Below are 16,999 nucleotides of genomic sequence, written 5' to 3'. Positions count from 1 at the left end.
ATTTTTGGTTTGCTGGGACGTGTTCAGGAGGGGAAAACTATTTTAGAATTTAAACATTCTATACTTTCTATCTTTTCAGAAATTATAGAAAGTCAATCAGAAAGGAGTTGTTCGAATGATTGGTGTGATAAGGGTTTTTACAACGGACAAGGAAGAAATCCTTGAACAGCACGGAAAAATTATATCACAGAATTATGATCTCCCTACCATCAGCAGATGCATTCCTGATCAGCCTTTAGGAATTTATAATGATGAAACAGAGGAACTGGCAGTTCCTAAAATCGTCCAATTGGGAAAAGAACTGGAGCAGGAGGACTGTCAGGTTTTGGTGATTAGTTGTGCTGCTGACCCAGCTATTAAGGAACTTCGCGAAGAAATCTCCATCCCGGTTATTGGAGCAGGAAGTGCAGCGGCCCTTACTGCTTTGGCTATTGGACAGCCTGTAGGCGTTCTTGGGATTACAGAAACGGCGCCGGACGTAATCAAGAACCTCTTGGGTGATCAGTTGGTCGGTTATGTCCGCCCTGAAGGTGTAACCAACACCACCGATTTGCTGACTCCGTCCGGACGTGAGAAAGGATTAGAGGCTGCGCAGCAGTTATTAAACAAAGGAGCGAAGGCGATAGTGTTTGCCTGCACCGGGTTCTCAACGATTGGATTGGCCGGCCTGCTCCGGGAAGAATTACAGGTTCCAATTATTGATGCCGTGGAGGCAGAAGGATTATTTGCTTCCGCACTTTACAAGCAGCTTTTTTCAAAAAATGTCCAGTAATGGGTGTCAAGTATTTCATTAGTTCACCTTTGAAAGAAGGGTAAATCCTTGGTTAAGTCTTATCTCATCCTTTTGGCTTGTGTGCTGATTTGGGCAGGGAACTATCTGGCCCGGCAGTTCTTGCTAAAGGAATTTTCTCCTTATTTTCTATCCGCTTTCAGCTTGACGGTGATTTCGGTATTCTTTTGCGTGATCGCTTTTTTCAGCAAATCTTTTGCGCGGCTAAAGCGGAAGGAGTTCATCCTTTTCTGCTGCGCCGGATTAATCGGACTGACAGCCAACCAAGTCTTTTTGTTTACCGGGTTAAAGTATTCCACAGCGGCCAATGCCTCGTTAATTTTTAGCATGGCGCCGCTCATTACCGCCGGCTTGGCAGCGGTCTTTCTAAAAGAAAAAATCACACCGCAGATGATTCTCGGAAGTGTAGTAGCCATAATCGGATTATATTTTGTTTTATCAGTGAAAGGACAATTCCGATTCAATGTGGGTGATTTACTATTGCTGGGGGCAACGACGACGTTTGCGTGCAACCTCATCTTTGTCAGGCTGCTTTCGAAACGGCTATCACCGTTCATCATTACAACGTATAGCTTTTTGTTTGCTGCAGTTATCTATGATCCCTTTCTAGTCATAGGAACGAAGGTGGGCTGGAGCGTGTCTATATCCATTTGGATGTTTGCCGTCCTGTCCGTGCTGATTGGCCAAGGTATAACGTCGCTGCTTTGGAATAAGGCTATGAATGATGTAGGGGCAGCGAAAGCAGCGATTGTGCTTAATCTTCAGCCGATCATGACGATGCTGCTGGACTTTTTCATTAATCAGACGCCTCTTACGGGCGCCAAGCTGGCCGGCGCGGGACTTGTGTTTATCGGAATTCTTTTAGGAACTGTGCAAAGAGGTTTTCTTAGGAAAAACTTCTTTCAGGCAAACAAGGCATTGGAAAAATAATAGAATTGTGTACCGAGAGTTTTTGCATTCTTTCAAATCTTTTTAAAACCACTAATTTTGACTGGAGGCTATCATATGAATCATGAAAAAGTCGAAAAAAGCCATCCTAGGGTATTCGAGCCTGCAGCTCTCATTCTGACGATTATCACCGCAGTATTTGGTTCTATTATCGGTATGCAAATCGTTACAACCCTTGGGGTAACACCTAATACCTCGATCATTGGCGCTTTAATCGCCATGTTAATTGCAAGGATACCAATTGAAATTTTTAAGAGATTTAAATCGATTCACCGTCAGAACCTTGTTCAAACGTCTATTTCTGCCGCTACGTTTGGGGCAGCAAATAGCTTGTTAATCCCAATCGGTATTCCATTTTTAATGGGAAAAACAGAATTGATTTTTCCAATGTTAATTGGTGCTGCGCTAGCTATGTTTGTCGACGCTGGCATCCTTTATAAGCTATTTGATTCCAAGCTTTTCCCTGCAAAGAATACTTGGGCGCCTGGTGTAGCAACCGCGGAATCCATCCTTGCCGGGGATAAAGGCGGCAAGCGGGCCGGACTTCTTGGAATAGGGACTGGGATTGGGATTTTAGGTTCCTTCCTGCATATTCCGATGTCCGCGTTCGGGGTTGCGTTTATCGGAAATATCTGGGCTCTTACGATGTTTGGAATCGGTTTGATGATTCGTCAGTATTCGGTTCCATGGTTCGGAATTGACGTGAACAAGCTTTATATTGCTCACGGCATCATGATTGGTGCAGGTATTGTTGCTTTAATCCAGGTTTCAATGTTAATTTTTGCAAAACAAAAAGGAGCTTCCAAGTCTACCGAAAATGAGGTGGCTGCCGCGATTGAAGCGGATGATGCGGCCTTTACCCGCCCGATTAAGGAAGCAAAACGGGCACTTGGACTTGGTTTCATTGCGTATCTAGCCATTGCTTTAATCATCGCTATTACCGGCGGGATGATCACCCATATGTCCGCTGGCATGTTGATTGGTTTCATGGTTTTTGCCGCATTTGCAGCCTTTGTTCACGAGTTGATTGTTGGGATTGCCGCCATGCACTCCGGTTGGTTCCCGGCCTTTGCGGTTGCATTTATCACGTTGTTAATCGGGATGATGATTGGTTTCCCTCCAGTGGCTCTGGCATTGCTTGCCGGTTTTAGCGCCGCTACAGGTCCTGCTTTTGCCGATATGGGCTACGACTTTAAGACTGGTCATATCCTTCGCGGTGAAGGTAAGGATAAAGAGTTTGAGGTGGCAGGTAGAAAACAGCAATATGTTACCGCCATGATTGGCTTCGGTGTTGCTTTATTAACGGTTATCGTTACGTACAAAGGTTATTTTGCTCAAAACCTCGTTCCACCGATTGATACGGTGTATGTTTCAACAATTGAAGCAGGTGCTTCTTCGGATGTTGCCCTGAAGCTGCTTCTTTGGGCGATACCTGGTGCGATTGTGCAGTTTATCGGCGGTCCAAGCCGTCAATTAGGGGTCTTGTTTGCAACAGGTTTGTTAATCCTAACACCTTATGCATGCTGGGCTGTTCTTAGCGGTATCTTAATCCGCATTATTTGGACAAAAGCAAAAGGCAAAGAAGCAGAGGCGCCAATGAGCATTTTAGCGGCAGGCTTCATTGCCGGAGATGCATTATTCAGCTTCTTTAACTCTATCTTCAAGATGGGTAAGTAATTTTTGAAAAAATAGCGGTCCAAGCAGTTAACGATTTTTAAAAGAGTGAGGCGAAATATTTTGACAAAGATTACCTTAGATAAAAAAATGGTCGAATATGCAGTGTATGGCGGCGCCGTTCTGGGCGGCGGAGGCGGAGGCTGGATCGAAGAGGGCCTGCAAATTGGCAATCTGGCTGTTGAGGTTGGCCAGCCTGAGCTTTATACCGTGGATGAACTGAAAGATGAAGATTTGCTTGTGACTGTGTCATTAGTCGGGGCACCGGCAGCCAAGGATAAATTTTTGAAACCGATCCATTATTCAAGAGCGCTGGAGCTGCTTTCACAAAAAATCGGCCGGCCGATACAGGGGATTATCACAAATGAAAATGGCGCTGGAACATCGGTGAATGGCTGGTTTCAAGCAGCTGTAACAGGCATTCCGGTCATTGACATACCTTGTAACGGGCGGGCCCATCCAACTGGCTCGATGGGGTCGATGAATCTCTCTGAGCTGTCTGATTATGTTTCTCATCAGGCTGCCGTTGGTGGAAAAGGTGCAAATTTTATGGAGCTAAGTTTAACTGGTTCCCTTGATAAGGTAGCCACGATGGTCCGGAAGGCTTCTGTTGAGGCTGGCGGCTTGGTAGCTGTTGCCAGAAACCCGGTAACAGTTGCCTATGCAAAGGCGAACGGGGCACCTGGTGCGATTCGCCAAGCTATCGAGGTGGGTGAAGCATTGTTAAGCCATATAGGCGAATCAGCGATCGATGCTGTGGTCAGAAAGCTTGGAGGCAGGGTTGTCACTGAAGGGATTGTCACGGATTTCACACTCGAAACAACAGGCGGGTTTGATGTCGGGACTGTCATCATCAATGATTCCTATGAGTTAACCTTTTGGAATGAGTACATGACGATTGAGAAAAATGGTGAGCGTTTTGCGACATTCCCTGATTTAATCATGACCCTTGATGCAAGAACAGCGGAGCCGATTGTTTCTGCCGCAATGGCCAAAGGGAAGCAAATAGCGGTTATTGCCGTTCCTAAAGAAAACTTAATTTTAAGCAGCACGATGCGAAACGAGAAGCTAATGAAGCCGGTTGAGGACGTGCTGAAAAAATCAATTCTGCAATATTGCTTTTAATAGATTGGGAGGTTACAAGAGTGGTACTAAAACAAACTTTAACAGCGATTGATGTAATGGATAATGCATATGTGACAGGAGAAACGGTAAAGGAGTTATTCCAGCCGTATCCAAACGTTACCGTTACGGTTCAAACGGTGACTGGTGAAAAGGGCAGCACTGATTTTATTAAAATTGTGATTCCAGGATCAAATGGAAAAAGCAATGGTGGAGACGCACTAACCTTTGGTATCGTTGGACGCCTCGGCGGAATCGGCGCCCGTCCGAACCGAATTGGTCTTGTATCTGATGCGGACGGAGCGGTATCAGCGGTTGCCTCTGCATTAAAGCTTGCGGACATGCAGGTAAAAGGGGACACCTTGGTCGGTGACGTGATTGTCACCACACATATTTGCCCAAATGCGCCGACACGCCCGCATACACCGGTTGATTTTATGGATTCACCGGTTGATATTTTAACCATGAACAGATATGAAGTGGTACCGGAAATGGAAGCTATTTTATCCATTGATACAACAAAGGGTAATCGCGTTATTAATCATAAGGGGATTGCTATTTCTCCAACAGTTAAAGAGGGTTATATCCTGCGGGTGAGCGATGATCTATTACGCATAATGGAGATGGCAACAGGTCAATTGGCTGTGACATTCCCAATTACGACCCAGGATATTACGCCATATGGCAATGATTTATACCATATTAATTCTATCCTGCAGCCAGCTGTCGCAACAGAAGCTCCGGTTGTCGGTGTGGCGATTACGGCTCAATCCATCGTGCCTGGCTGCGGTACAGGCGCAAGCCACGAAACGGACATTGCCGATGCCGTTCGCTTTGCTGTAGAAGTGGCCAAGGAAGCTACAAACGGAACCTGTGAGCTGTACAGCAAGGATGAATTTGCAAAAATCACAGAGTTGTATGGTTCAATGAAACAACTGCAGACCATGGGGCAGAAGGCTTCTCAGGTTTAAGTTAGAGAAGGGGGGCGAGTGCCCTCCTTTATTTTTACTTTAGGGGTGAAGAGATGGAGAGATTGGGTATGATTACGATTGGGCAGGCACCAAGGACTGATGTAGCCCCAATCATTGAACGATATTTAGAGAATCGGGCAGAACTCGTCCAGGTTGGCGTCTTAGACGGAATGACCAAGGAGTATGTGGAAGAGCATTTATTTCCGGAAGCGGATGATTATGTGCTGACATCGCGATTAGTGACAGGTGAATCTGTTGTGATGTCTCGGGAAAAAATACAACCGATTTTACAAAGGAAAATTGATGAGCTTGAGGAAATGGGTATCAAGCAAATTCTTCTGTTATGTACAGGTGTGTTTCCCGGCCTAACAACGAAGGCTTCTTATTTGATTGAGCCGGACCATATTATTCCGCCTGCGGTAAAAGCGATGGTTGGCGGCCGCCGGTTTGGTGTCATCGTGCCGCTTCCTGAACAAAAGGCGAACTTGAAACCAAAATATACTCCATTCGGGCTTGATCCAGTATTTGCGGTAGCTTCTCCTTATAAAAATGATCCTGCGGGCTACGAGGCAGCGGCAATTGAACTAAAAGGTAAAGTGGATATCATTTTGCTTGACTGCATGGGCTATACAGAGGAAGCGCGGGAACTGGCGGTGAAGGCTTCAGGCTTGCCAGTTATCCTTTCAAACGCAATTATGGCAAAATTAGTATCAGAAATGATTTAAATAAAAAAAGGATGATCATAAATGAAAGAGCAGTTAGTAGAAGTTAGCCAAAGTGTATTGGAAAAATGTTTAGGACTGCAAGAGGGGGAATTGTTTCTTGTTGTCACTGACGATGTCAAGAAAGAGCTTGGAGAGGCGTTATATGAAGCAGGTAAAAAGCTAGGCGCAGAAGCAATGATTGTCGTGATGAAGGAACGGCAGAAGTCAGGGGAAGAGCCTCCTGTCTCGATTGCGGCCGCGATGGTGGAAGCGGATGTGGCGGTCTGCATTACGCAGCATTCCTTAACCCATACCCAGGCACGCAAACAAGCGGCAGCAGCTGGTACAAGAATCGCTACGATGCCGGGGATTACGGAGGATATGTTTTTAGAAGGCGCCATTTCTGCTGACTATACAAAGGTTAAAGAGCTTACTGAAGAGGTTACGGAGCTTTTGACGGAAGGGCGCGAGGTCCTGATTGAGAAGGACGGGTATAGCTTATCTTTCTCTATTGAAGGGCGTAATGGGGTTCCGAGCACAGGCATGTATTTGAATAAAGGTGAGTCCGGGAACCTTCCATCGGGAGAAGCCTATATTGCACCTGTTGAAGGAAGTGCGCGTGGTCAAATTCTGATTGATGGTTCGTTGGCGGGAATCGGCCGTTTGGAAACGCCGGTCTTATTAACCCTTGAAGAAGGGCGGATTGTGAATGCTGAAGGGGATGACGCTGGCAGATTATTGGAGATTCTGGGAGACGGAGATGGAAGATGTTTGGCCGAATTCGGAATCGGTACCAACGACAAAGCCCGGATCACAGGAGTTGTACTGGAAGACGAAAAAGTCTATGGCACCATCCACGTCGCCTTCGGCAGCAACAACACCTTCGGCGGCACCATCTCAGCCGGCGTCCACATCGACGGCGTCGTCAAAAACCCAGCCTTCTACATCGACGGCAAACAAATCATAATATAAAGTGATGCATGGGGACGGTTCTCGTGCATCATTTCGCAGTAATCGGGGGCAATGAATGGGGGTCTGAGCCCCATTCTGATAAAACAGTAATTCATTAAAGTAAGGCAGGGGGATTTTTCATTTCTCTCTGCTATTTTTTCAATAGGGGGTATATTTTCATGCTGAAAGAGAAGATTTCAAGTAGGTTGGCATTAGAGGGAATTAAACTTTCAAAAGATTTGATCAACGAAACGATTGAAGTACTTACAGCCCATGAATCTGTACGAGGTTTTCTTCCGAATCCGCTTCCGGAGGGGGCTTTGCAGGCTATTACTACTGCCGCACGAAGCGCCCCAACCTCTTCCAATCTTCAGGCATACAGCATAATCGTGGTAAAGGATGAGCAAAGAAAGAGCAGGTTAGCTGCATTATCGGGAAACCAAAGTTTCATCAAGGAAGCACCCGTTTTTCTCATCTTTTGTGCAGATATCTTCCGATTAAAATATGTTACTGAAAGACAGGGCTATACGTTTTCTGCCAAGACGCTAGAAATGTTTTTGCTTTCATCCGTAGACGCTGCTTTAGCACTGCAAAATGCTTTAGTAGCGGCTGAATCTATGGGACTCGGTAGTGTCCCGGTAGGGTCTATTCGGAACAATCCAAAGGAAGTTATGGCGGAACTAGGTTTGCCGGAGGGTGTTTATGCAGTCGCGGGTTTAGCGATTGGTTTCGAGAAAGAGGGGATGAGAAGGGGTGTAAAACCACGGCTTCCTGAACAAGTCACGGTTCATGCTGAAACTTATTCAATAGAAGAAGTTGATACTTATTTGAATGAATATGATCAAATTATGATTTCAAGGAGAACGTATGATGGAAGAAGGGTCTCTTTGGCGGGAGAACCTGAAAAGCACGGGATGGATTACGGATGGTGCGAACACACGGCACGAAGATGCACAAGACCGGAAACCATCGCGGCCTCAGCAAGCTTACGAGAAAACCTAAAACAAATTCTTGAACAAAACGGCTTTTCCTTTAAATAAACATGAAGCATGGGGACGGTTCTCATGCCTCAAAATTTTGAGGCACAAGAACCGTCCCCGTGCTTCGCATGCATCACACAGCTGCTTTCTGCATTGGCGGGGCGGCTTTTTGTTTTTTGCTCATGAAGAAGAAGACGCCGAGCAGGACGAGGAGGCCGCCGGCGATTTGCCAGCCTGATAATCGTTCTCCGAGTAAAATGACAGCTAAAATCGTGCTGCCGACCGGTTCGCCGAGAATACTCATTGAAATGGTCGTGGCGTTCACATAGTTTAGCAACCAGTTATTAATTACATGGCTAAGGCTCGGAACGATGGCTAGCAGCAGGAAAATCCCCCATTCTTTAGGCGGATAATCGAGAAACGGCACTCCGGCCCACAGATTATAAACAACAAGCACAATCCCCGCACAAAGGAACACGCTAAAGCTGTATATCCAGTGGGATATATTTTTCACGACGGTTTGCCCAATAAATAAATAACCGACCACCGCGATAACGCTGAAAAAGGAGAGAAGATCGCCACGGATGGCATCAGCGCTTAAACCGAAGTCTCCCCAGCCAATCATCATCGCTCCGATGATTGCAATCCCCATTGTAGCCAGTGCGGAAGCTGTGGTTCTTTCTTTAAAAAGAAAAAATCCGCCAACAAGTGAAATGAGCGGCTGTAGGGCGAGAATGATGGTCGAGCTTGCAACCGTGGTTAACTTTAACGAGCCGAACCAAAGAGCAAAATGCAGGGCCAGAAAGACTCCGGAAAAAAAGAGCATGGCGCCATTCTTTGGACTCACTTTTTTAAACTCCTTGCGTTTCACCCAAACCATCGGTGCCAATAACAAACTAGCAAACAACATTCGGTACATACTTAAAATTGAAGCTGGCGCATCGGACCATTTTACAAAGATGGCCGAAAACGAAATGGCGATAATAGATATAGTAAGCGCCAGGCTGATAGACTTTGAACTTATGGATTGTTTCATTGCTGCTTCCTTCCTTGATGGTGTTTTGATTGAACTCTCACGAATCTATTACTATTATCGCAGATATTGTTCAAAATTCGAAGACCTTTATTTTCCATGTCCGAAACCAATCAAGGGAGGGAATTAATTCTCAACAATAACTATTTAATCTCATTTTATGGTAAGTAATCTTTTGTTCGAGCTTGCACTGCAACTCATAGTCAAGACAGTCTGCAAGCAACAGCTCATGGTAATTCACCCTAAACAAGTGCCACTCTTTTTTGAATTTAGCTAATAATGTATTCATTCCATTTTCAACCCCTCTTCTATTGTCATAAATCGCAGGAGTCCGTATTCGGAAGCTGGCTAGCATGATGATCGGAATGACCAATGACCTTAGCCCCTGTAGCTTTGCGTCGCCATTTTTCAATGGGTTTGCCTTTATCGTACGATTTATGGAATTACTACTATTTTGACGATGAACAACTTGTCTCAGCAAGTGTTTTCGCGTTTTTTATATTGGGAAAAAATTATTCCTGGACTTTCAGAATCATGATATCTACCCTTCGGTTAGCTTGGCGGTGCTCCACCGTATCATTCGGATACAGCGGCTTTTGCTCGCCAAAGCCGGCAAATTGCAATTTATCAGAAGAGATGCTATTTTGCTCGAAAAAGTAAAGAACGGACAAAGCACGGGCAGACGACAATTCCCAGTTCGACCTGAATCTGCCCCCGGTAATCGGGACATTATCCGTGTGGCCCTCAATGCTGATAGGGTTTTGCACTCCTTTAATCAAATCCAGCAAGTCACCCAAAATTGCAGGGGAATTTCCCTTCAATTCGTCGCTGCCGGACTCAAACAAAATGACATCCTTTAGGGAAAGCTTGATTCCCTTAGGCTCGTCTTGAACGGTTATGACCTTCTCCAAGCCGCGTGCCTTTATATAGCTTTGAATATTCTCCATCAGGCTGTGCAATTTTTCATTCTCTTCCTGTTTCTCTTCCTCGCCGGCAGTTTTTTCGAGCGGCTTCACCGCAGGAGAGCTGGCATTTTCTTTTAAAATCAAACTGCTTCCTTTGCCGCTCAAAGCTGAATTCATCGAAACCATGATTTGCTGCAGCTTTTCGGAATTGATACTGCTCGAAGCAAATAGGACGATAAACAGGGCAAGCAGCAGGGTCAAAAGGTCCGCGTAAGGAATTAACCAGCTTTCGTCCATATGCTCTTCAGGGTCTTGCAGTTTCCGCCTCCTCACCGTTCTATTCCTCCTTTCTTACAAGATGGCCTAGTTAAAACGCAGCCTCTATTTTTCCAGCTTGAACTCACAGTCTTACAGACTTTCAACCTCTTTCACAACCATTTCCTCCTGTTTCAAACGTGCCTTTGTTGGCAAATAAACAGCCAGCTTTCGTTCGATCAATTTAGGTGTTAACCCTTCCTGGATGGCAAGAAGTCCCTCCATCATCATCAGCTTCAGGTCCTGCTCTTTTTTCGCAATGCGCTTTAGCTTATTGGAGATCGGATGCCAAAGGACATATCCGGAAAAAATCCCTAACAGCGTCGCGATAAAGGCGGCGGCAATCGAGTGTCCGAGTTTGTCCATATCCTGAAGATTTCCGAGCGCCGCAATTAAACCAACCACAGCACCCAAAACGCCTAGTGTCGGCGCGTACGTCCCCGCCTGGCTGAAGACGAGGCTGCCGGCCTTGTGCCGATCGGCCGCTGCTTCCAGTTCACTGAACAAGATTTCCTCCATTTGGTCCCGGTCACTGCCATCAATAATCATTTCTAGACCATTTTTTAAAAAAGGATCCTCGACGGACTCGGCAATTTCCTCTAATGCGAGTACGCCTTCACGCCTCGCCACCATCGACCAATCCACCATCATCTCGATGACTTCATCTTGGCTGGGCTGCTTTGGTTCGACAAAAGCAATTTTCAACAGCATCGGAATTTTTTTTATTTCACTCAAGGGAAATGCGATAAACAAGGCAGAGATCGTTCCGCCAAAAATAATTAAAAAGGCAGCAGGGTTCGCCAGTGCTTCAAACGACGCGCCTTTTAATACCATCCCTACACCGATAGAAACGATAGCCAGAATCAAACCGATAAATGTCGTCATAAATTTCTCCTTTTCTAATGATTGCTAAAATTAATAATTTATTGTAATTTAGTTTTACAAATATCGACAATCACAAACTTAAGCGTTTGGAAGGTGTTTTCCCTTGAAAGTTAGTCACGGATTTGGTGTCACGAACGATAAAATATTTTTTCAAAAAGAAACGAAGCAAGCTGAATCATCCTCATTTCAACAGATTTTGACAGATTCAAAAACTAATTTGGTAAAAGAGCAGCTCAACTCCCTTTTAGACGGGATTCAAAAGCAAGGGGAGCGATTGGTTCAGTCACGAACGGCCGCTGATCTTCAAAAATATAAAAAATTAATTCAATCTTTTTTGCAGGAAGTTGTAAAAAATGGCCTCTCTTTAGAAATAACGGATTCTTTCACGTCGATGAATAGGGGGAGGAGGCTAAAAATTATTAAAGAGATTGATAGAAATTTGTTGGAGCTGTCGAAGGAAATTTTAGAAAAAGAGGATGCAAATATTCAATTGCTTGATAAGATAGGGGAAATCAAAGGCCTGTTAATCGACCTCTATCTGTAATTTTGACACCAAAAGGATGAAAATGATGAAAAAAATCCTAACGCTAAGTGTAGTTCTCGTGTTAATCATCGCGGGCGGTCTTTTTTACTATCAATATCAAAAAAATAACCCTGTAAGCTCACAGGATAAGACGCTTGATCAGCTCGCTAATCAGACCATTCAAACGAAGCAAATCAGCACCAACCTTAATTCGGAAAACTTAATTCAAGTTCAGTTTTCGATTGAAATGGATTCCAAGAAAACGTTGAAGCAATCAGAAAAAATAAAGCCAATCATTGAAAGCGACATTATCAAGATTCTGTCTAAATCAAATAAAGACGATTTTAAAGATATCACGGCCTTCGAGGGAAAAATCAAAGACAAGCTTAACGAGCGGTTCTCTGATGGAAAAATTATGAACGTTTATACAACGGAACTGTTGATTCAGTAAAATTTTTAAAAAAGGAGAATGACGATGCTTAGAGGGATAGACACGGCGGCGTCCGGCATGATTGCCTTGCAAAGAAGGCAGGAGGCATTGACGAATAACTTAGCCAATATTGAAACGCCAGGCTATAAAAAAGTGGATACAACCTTACGTTCTTTCCCGGAGGTTTTGCTTGAACGGATTCATGACTCTGGGAATGGCAATGGCTCGAATCCGACAGGTTTCTCCTTAGTCGGGTCGCTGCAGCAGGGGGTCTATGCGCAGGAAAATATCTCAAGCTTTGCGCAAGGGGACCTTGTGACCACTGATAATCCCTTGGATGTGGCCATTGATGACAGGGCTTTGGCGGTGCAAAATGGGCAAAAGCCTGGTGCGTTTTTCGCTGTTATGAACGGTGCTGGTGAAGTCCGCTATACCCGAAATGGCAGGTTCACGGTGGATGAGGCGGGACAGCTTCGAACGACGGAGGGATATACGGTGCTAAACCCTAATGGCCAGCCAGTTCGGACGAGTGCGGAATTGGCCGGCGGTGATGTTTCTATTAGTGCGGACGGGGAGATTATTCTTTATCCGGATGACCTTTCTAGGAGTACGGTTCTGGATCGGATGGGGCTTGTTTTGATCCAAAATCCTAATGACCTGATCAAGGAAGGAAACGGTCTGTTCAAGCTGCAGGGAGGCGGAAACCCGCCGCCGTTATTGACCGAATTGCCGGCCGGTGTGCAACTGCGCCATAAGATGATTGAAAAATCGAATGTTGACCCTACGATGACAATGACGAACATGATGGAAAACGTCCGTATTTACGAAGCTAATCAGAAGGTCTTGCAGGCTTATGACAAGTCTCTGGAGCTGTTGAATTCGATTGGTAGAGTATAATTTACACTGGTTTCTTATGGGGATGTGGCGTTTTTTTGATGTAGGACAAAGCATGTCGCGGCAAGTAGGGAAATGTCCTTCATCGAGGCTATGAAGGACAAACGGGGCCGTGGCAATCAAGAAAATGTTCTTCATCGAGGTTATGAAGGACAAATGGGGCCGTGGCAATCAAAAAAATGTCCTTCATCCTTGCCCCTCATGGACACACAAGCAAAGGAGATGAATCTCATGAATACATCGCTATATATCGCCACAAGTGGCTTAAATGCCTATCAGAAAAAGTTAGATACAATCGCCAATAATATGGCGAATTCCGAAACTACAGGGTTCAAGAAAAGAGAGGCATCCTTTGAAGAAAATTTGGCGATCTCCATCGATAATCAGAAGAACGCAAGTCGTGAAGTCGGCAGATTGACTCCGAATGGGATCCGCACAGGCTTCGGGGTGCACATCACTGCTGCACAGTTGAATTTGGAACAGGGGGCAGCCAAAGCCACCAACAACCCTTTGGATTTTATGATCGATGGAAAAGGATTTTTTCAAGTGGGGAAAGGGAACGATGTGTTCTATACCCGTAACGGGTCATTCCAGCAGAGCCCGACAGGCAATGGCACATACCGGTTGGTAAACGCAGACGGCTGTTACCTTATGGACAGAAACGGGGCCCCGGTGGAAATCCCAGAAGGAGCGGCGTTTGCCGTTAATGAAAATGGCGTCATTTCACCAACGAACCAGCAAATCTCGCTTGTGGACTTTGTGAATCCTCAGCAATTAATCCAACAAGGTGGAAATGTCTATCGGTTTACAGGTGGAGCGAATGAAGTGCTAGGTAATCCGGCTGCGCAAATTCGTCAGGGCTATCTTGAAGCATCCAATGTCGACTTGAGCAAAGAAATTACGGACATGCTGACAACACAGCGCGGCTTCCAGTTTAATTCCCGGTCGATTTCCTTTGCCGACCAAATGATGGGGATTGCTAATGGGATTATTAGAAGTTAATCTTTACAAAAAAAGAGCCGTTTTCCGCGGCTCTTTTCGAGTTAAATCACGATTTTTTCTTTACTTTTCTCCCAGAGGACCTTAAATAGCTTTTGTTCTGTTTTTTCATCTAGCGGATGAAAATGAACCCCGTATTCATAAAAATCATTTTCCAAAATCTTTCTTCTGCGGATCTGACCGGTCAGCGTGAAGGATTCCCGCAAGAAGGCAAACTCGATCGTTATTTCATCGATTTTACCAATATCGACCAAAGAATGTAGCTTCATTCCGGTGATGCTGATATCGCGAATCAGCCCTTTGTATTCCGGTTCCCCTGAAGAAGAAGGATAGAACCAGCAATCCTGATCCAGCAAGCTAAGCCGGAACGCAGTCCGGCGATTCGGTTTTTTCGGAACAACATGTTTTTCTTTTTGAAAAAAGTTTCTCCCTGCATATAAAATAATAATCAATACCACTATACTTAGGCTAAGGATAATATGTGTCGTACTCAACTATGATTCCCCTTAATATTTTCTCAATAATAAAAATTTACCATTCAAAACCAAATCTGAAAAGGGGCTAAACACTTTTGAAGAAATGGCCGTTAATAAATTATAAAGAATGAGGCATGGGGACGGTTCTCGTGCCTCAATGATGCACGAGAACCGTCCCCATGCTTCACCCGGAAAGGAGCCGGTCGTATGAAGATTAATGATTTTAGCCGTTTGCAGGTTTATCAGTCGTATAAAAATCAGGTTAATAAGACGCCGCAGCAGGATGTGAATAAAAAAGTTCAGGTAGATAAGGTGGAGTTTTCACCTACAGCACAGGAAAAAATAAGCGCGGAACGAGAAAAGAGAATTGAAGAATTAAAAAAGCAAGTTGAAAGCGGCACCTACAAGGTGGACAGCAAAAAAATTGCTGAGAAATTATTGGATTCTTGGGACAGAGGGACGGATCAATGAAATCGGTTGAGCCGTTAAAAACAGTCCTCATAGAAATGATTACCGTCTATGAAAAACTGCTCGCAGTTGGGAGGGAAAAGCAGGCGGCTCTGATTAAAGGTGACCCGGAGCTGCTGCTTGCTATTTTTCCAAAGGAATCTGCTTTAATCAAAGAAATCAGCCACCTAGAGGACCGGCGCCAGCAGGAAACGGCTTCCCTTCAGTCGGAGACTTTAAGTGAGTTAATCGAAAAATATTCATCCATGGAGCTTTCAACCTATCAAACCGAACTTAAAGCAAAATTAACAGAATTAGAGAAGCAGCATGAGCTGAACAGCCAGTTAGTGCAGTCTTCACTAGAATACATTAACAGCATGCTTTCATTATTTACACAAAAACAAGAACAGCCACTGACTTATTCGGCGAAAAATTACATGCAGGCCAACACATCGAGAAGCTTTTTCGATGCAAAAGTGTAAGGGGAGGGTGCGAGATGACTTCAACATTTCATGGAATTGAAATCGGAAAGCGGGCTATTTTTGCTTCATCCACAGCCCTCAGCGTAACCGGGCACAATATCTCCAATGCCAATACAGAGGGTTACACCAGGCAAAAGGCCGTCACCGCAGCCTCCAATCCGCTTACATATCCGGCCATGAGTGCGGGAAAAGGCCCCTATCAGTTGGGAACAGGTGTAGATACGACAGAAATCACCCGGATCCGGGATTCATTTTTGGACGGACAGTTCCGGACACAAAACGAGCAGCTTGGGTATTGGAACGTGAAACAGGATACACTGTCAAAAATCGAACAGACTTTAAACGAACCTTCCGATAATGGATTGCAGGCAGTCTTCGATCGCTTTTGGCAATCATGGGAGGATTTGTCGAAGGAGCCGGACAGCTTATCAGCACGCGCTGTGGTTCTTTCCAACGGCACCGCGCTGGCGGACCGTTTCAATCAAATCTCCAATTCTATCGATCATTTAAGCCAAGATTTAAAAAATAATATTTCGACGAAAATGACGGAAATGAATAACCTTACCAAGCAGGTCAGCGGACTAAATACGCAAATTGCAAAGATGGTGGCTTCCGGACAAGAGCCTAACGATTTAATGGACAAGCGCGATTTGATGATTGACCAGCTTTCGAAATTGGCTGACATTGAAGTGAAGCCTGCGGCGGGCGGAATGGTTGATATTTTTATAGGCCAAGAGTATTTGGTCAATGGTGATCAAAGCAGCACAGTATCCTTTGATAGCTCGAATAACCAACCATTGCTGAACGGGCAGAACATTTCCTTGAAATCTGGGGAGTTGGCCGGCATGGTGGATTCTTTAACGCAGGATATTCCTTCTTATATGGCAAAAATCAATGAAATGGTGACGGTATTCAGTTCACAAGTAAACAGCATCCATGCCGGTGCCAATGCCATGAATCTGGATGATATTCAAAATCGAAAAATAGATCCAAACGCCACTCTGGAGCAAATCCCGTTTTTTGTGACGAAGGCTGGTACCTCTCCGACTACGGCAGGTGACATTATGGTTAACCCACTGATTACAGCTTCCTTGAATAAAATCGCGGCGGCACAAGAGGCCAGCGCAGGGGACGCACAAAACGCCAATCAGTTAAATGACTTAAAATTTAAGGTTCTTTCTTTTTCCAATCAGTCTACTACTTTGAATCAATTTTACCGGACGCTGGCAGGAGAGATTGGCATAAAAACGCAAGAGGCACTGCAGATGGAAAATAACGCAGACATGTTAGTGCAGCAGGCAGAAAACCGCCGCCAGTCAGTATCAGGCGTTTCGATTGATGAAGAAATGACGAACATGGTCCGGTTCCAGCAATCCTATAATGCGGCATCACGATACATATCGGTCATGGACGAGGTATTAGATAAATTAATAAACGGAACGGGTCGTGTAGGGGTTTAGTCATAGGCGG

The 16,999-nt window shown here is 45.0% G+C and carries 20 protein-coding genes and 1 riboswitch; of the genes, 15 read left to right on the top strand and 5 right to left on the bottom strand.

Features of this window, described 5'->3' with window-relative positions; genetic code table 11:
• The first annotated feature begins 115 nt into the window (after positions 1–115).
• The 8 genes from ACFPA1_RS22990 to ACFPA1_RS22955 all read left to right on the top strand — a co-directional run bounded on the left by ACFPA1_RS22990 (position 116) and on the right by ACFPA1_RS22955 (position 8,200).
• Entirely contained in the window at positions 116–772 is a 657-nt protein-coding gene (locus ACFPA1_RS22990) for an aspartate/glutamate racemase family protein (protein WP_378586000.1), read from the top strand.
• A gap of 48 nt (positions 773–820) precedes the next feature.
• Positions 821–1,720, top strand: coding sequence for a DMT family transporter (locus ACFPA1_RS22985; protein ID WP_378585998.1), 900 nt, complete (start codon positions 821–823; stop codon positions 1,718–1,720).
• 75 nt (positions 1,721–1,795) lie between these two features.
• Positions 1,796–3,415, top strand: a complete 1,620-nt coding sequence (locus tag ACFPA1_RS22980) for an OPT/YSL family transporter (RefSeq protein ID WP_378585995.1) — start codon at positions 1,796–1,798, stop codon at positions 3,413–3,415.
• A 60-nt stretch (positions 3,416–3,475) separates the two neighbouring features.
• Positions 3,476–4,537 (top strand): DUF917 domain-containing protein, encoded by a 1,062-nt coding sequence (locus ACFPA1_RS22975; protein ID WP_378585993.1) that lies wholly within the window; start codon positions 3,476–3,478, stop codon positions 4,535–4,537.
• Between the two features lie 20 nt (positions 4,538–4,557).
• Entirely contained in the window at positions 4,558–5,505 is a 948-nt protein-coding gene (locus tag ACFPA1_RS22970; RefSeq protein WP_378585991.1) for a DUF1177 domain-containing protein, read from the top strand.
• 53 nt (positions 5,506–5,558) lie between these two features.
• The gene (locus ACFPA1_RS22965) at positions 5,559–6,230 is read left to right on the top strand and encodes an AroM family protein (RefSeq protein ID WP_378585988.1); all 672 of its coding nucleotides are present in this window, start codon (positions 5,559–5,561) and stop codon (positions 6,228–6,230) included.
• A gap of 21 nt (positions 6,231–6,251) precedes the next feature.
• Entirely contained in the window at positions 6,252–7,181 is a 930-nt protein-coding gene (locus ACFPA1_RS22960; RefSeq protein ID WP_378585985.1) for an aminopeptidase, read from the top strand.
• A gap of 158 nt (positions 7,182–7,339) precedes the next feature.
• Positions 7,340–8,200, top strand: coding sequence for an NADPH-dependent oxidoreductase (locus ACFPA1_RS22955; protein WP_378585982.1), 861 nt, complete (start codon positions 7,340–7,342; stop codon positions 8,198–8,200).
• Positions 8,201–8,273: 73 nt separating this feature from the next.
• Here ACFPA1_RS22955 and ACFPA1_RS22950 read toward each other — a convergent pair whose 3' ends face one another.
• The 4 genes from ACFPA1_RS22950 to motA all read right to left on the bottom strand — a co-directional run bounded on the left by ACFPA1_RS22950 (position 8,274) and on the right by motA (position 11,278).
• A complete protein-coding gene (locus ACFPA1_RS22950) occupies positions 8,274–9,176 on the bottom strand; it encodes a DMT family transporter (protein ID WP_378585980.1) in 903 nt (300 codons plus the stop codon).
• Between the two features lie 130 nt (positions 9,177–9,306).
• Entirely contained in the window at positions 9,307–9,546 is a 240-nt protein-coding gene (locus ACFPA1_RS22945; RefSeq protein WP_378585977.1) for a hypothetical protein, read from the bottom strand.
• Positions 9,510–9,605: riboswitch (cyclic di-GMP riboswitch) on the bottom strand. Its footprint overlaps the gene before it by 37 nt.
• Before the next feature lie 80 nt (positions 9,606–9,685).
• On the bottom strand, positions 9,686–10,411 hold the full coding sequence (locus ACFPA1_RS22940; RefSeq protein WP_378585974.1) for a flagellar motor protein MotB: 726 nt from the start codon (positions 10,409–10,411) through the stop codon (positions 9,686–9,688).
• 75 nt (positions 10,412–10,486) lie between these two features.
• Entirely contained in the window at positions 10,487–11,278 is a 792-nt protein-coding gene (gene motA / locus ACFPA1_RS22935; protein ID WP_378585971.1) for a flagellar motor stator protein MotA, read from the bottom strand.
• Between the two features lie 103 nt (positions 11,279–11,381).
• On the opposite strand from motA, the gene ACFPA1_RS22930 reads away from it, so the two are divergent.
• The 4 genes from ACFPA1_RS22930 (at position 11,382) to ACFPA1_RS22915 (ending at position 14,127) form a co-directional block, all read left to right on the top strand.
• Complete coding sequence (locus ACFPA1_RS22930) at positions 11,382–11,822, top strand: YaaR family protein (RefSeq protein ID WP_378585968.1); 441 nt, start codon at positions 11,382–11,384, stop codon at positions 11,820–11,822.
• A gap of 22 nt (positions 11,823–11,844) precedes the next feature.
• A complete protein-coding gene (locus ACFPA1_RS22925; RefSeq protein ID WP_378585965.1) occupies positions 11,845–12,252 on the top strand; it encodes a flagellar basal body-associated FliL family protein in 408 nt (135 codons plus the stop codon).
• Positions 12,253–12,276: 24 nt separating this feature from the next.
• On the top strand, positions 12,277–13,128 hold the full coding sequence (locus tag ACFPA1_RS22920; protein ID WP_378585962.1) for a flagellar hook-basal body protein: 852 nt from the start codon (positions 12,277–12,279) through the stop codon (positions 13,126–13,128).
• Positions 13,129–13,356: 228 nt separating this feature from the next.
• On the top strand, positions 13,357–14,127 hold the full coding sequence (locus tag ACFPA1_RS22915) for a flagellar hook-basal body protein (RefSeq protein WP_378585959.1): 771 nt from the start codon (positions 13,357–13,359) through the stop codon (positions 14,125–14,127).
• Positions 14,128–14,168: 41 nt separating this feature from the next.
• Here ACFPA1_RS22915 and ACFPA1_RS22910 read toward each other — a convergent pair whose 3' ends face one another.
• Positions 14,169–14,618: a PilZ domain-containing protein gene (locus tag ACFPA1_RS22910; RefSeq protein ID WP_378585956.1), complete on the bottom strand. Its 450-nt coding sequence runs from the start codon at positions 14,616–14,618 to the stop codon at positions 14,169–14,171.
• Positions 14,619–14,807: 189 nt separating this feature from the next.
• Here ACFPA1_RS22910 and flgM point away from each other — a divergent pair, with 189 nt between their 5' ends.
• Genes flgM through flgK form a run of 3 tightly spaced genes read left to right on the top strand, consistent with a single transcriptional unit; the run spans position 14,808 to position 16,989 of the window.
• Entirely contained in the window at positions 14,808–15,071 is a 264-nt protein-coding gene (gene flgM, locus ACFPA1_RS22905; RefSeq protein ID WP_378585955.1) for a flagellar biosynthesis anti-sigma factor FlgM, read from the top strand.
• Positions 15,068–15,529 (top strand): flagellar protein FlgN, encoded by a 462-nt coding sequence (locus ACFPA1_RS22900; protein WP_378585953.1) that lies wholly within the window; start codon positions 15,068–15,070, stop codon positions 15,527–15,529. The genes flgM and ACFPA1_RS22900 overlap by 4 nt, the downstream gene beginning before the upstream one ends.
• Before the next feature lie 14 nt (positions 15,530–15,543).
• Positions 15,544–16,989 carry a flagellar hook-associated protein FlgK gene (gene flgK, locus ACFPA1_RS22895; protein WP_378585950.1) on the top strand — a complete coding sequence of 482 codons (1,446 nt, stop codon included), beginning with the start codon at positions 15,544–15,546 and terminating at the stop codon, positions 16,987–16,989.
• Positions 16,990–16,999 lie beyond the last annotated feature (10 nt).

The organism is Neobacillus sp. GCM10023253, from assembly GCF_042653105.1.
Taxonomy (GTDB): domain Bacteria; phylum Bacillota; class Bacilli; order Bacillales; family Cytobacillaceae; genus Neobacillus; species Neobacillus citreus.
This window is presented reverse-complemented; position numbering and strand designations above follow the sequence as displayed.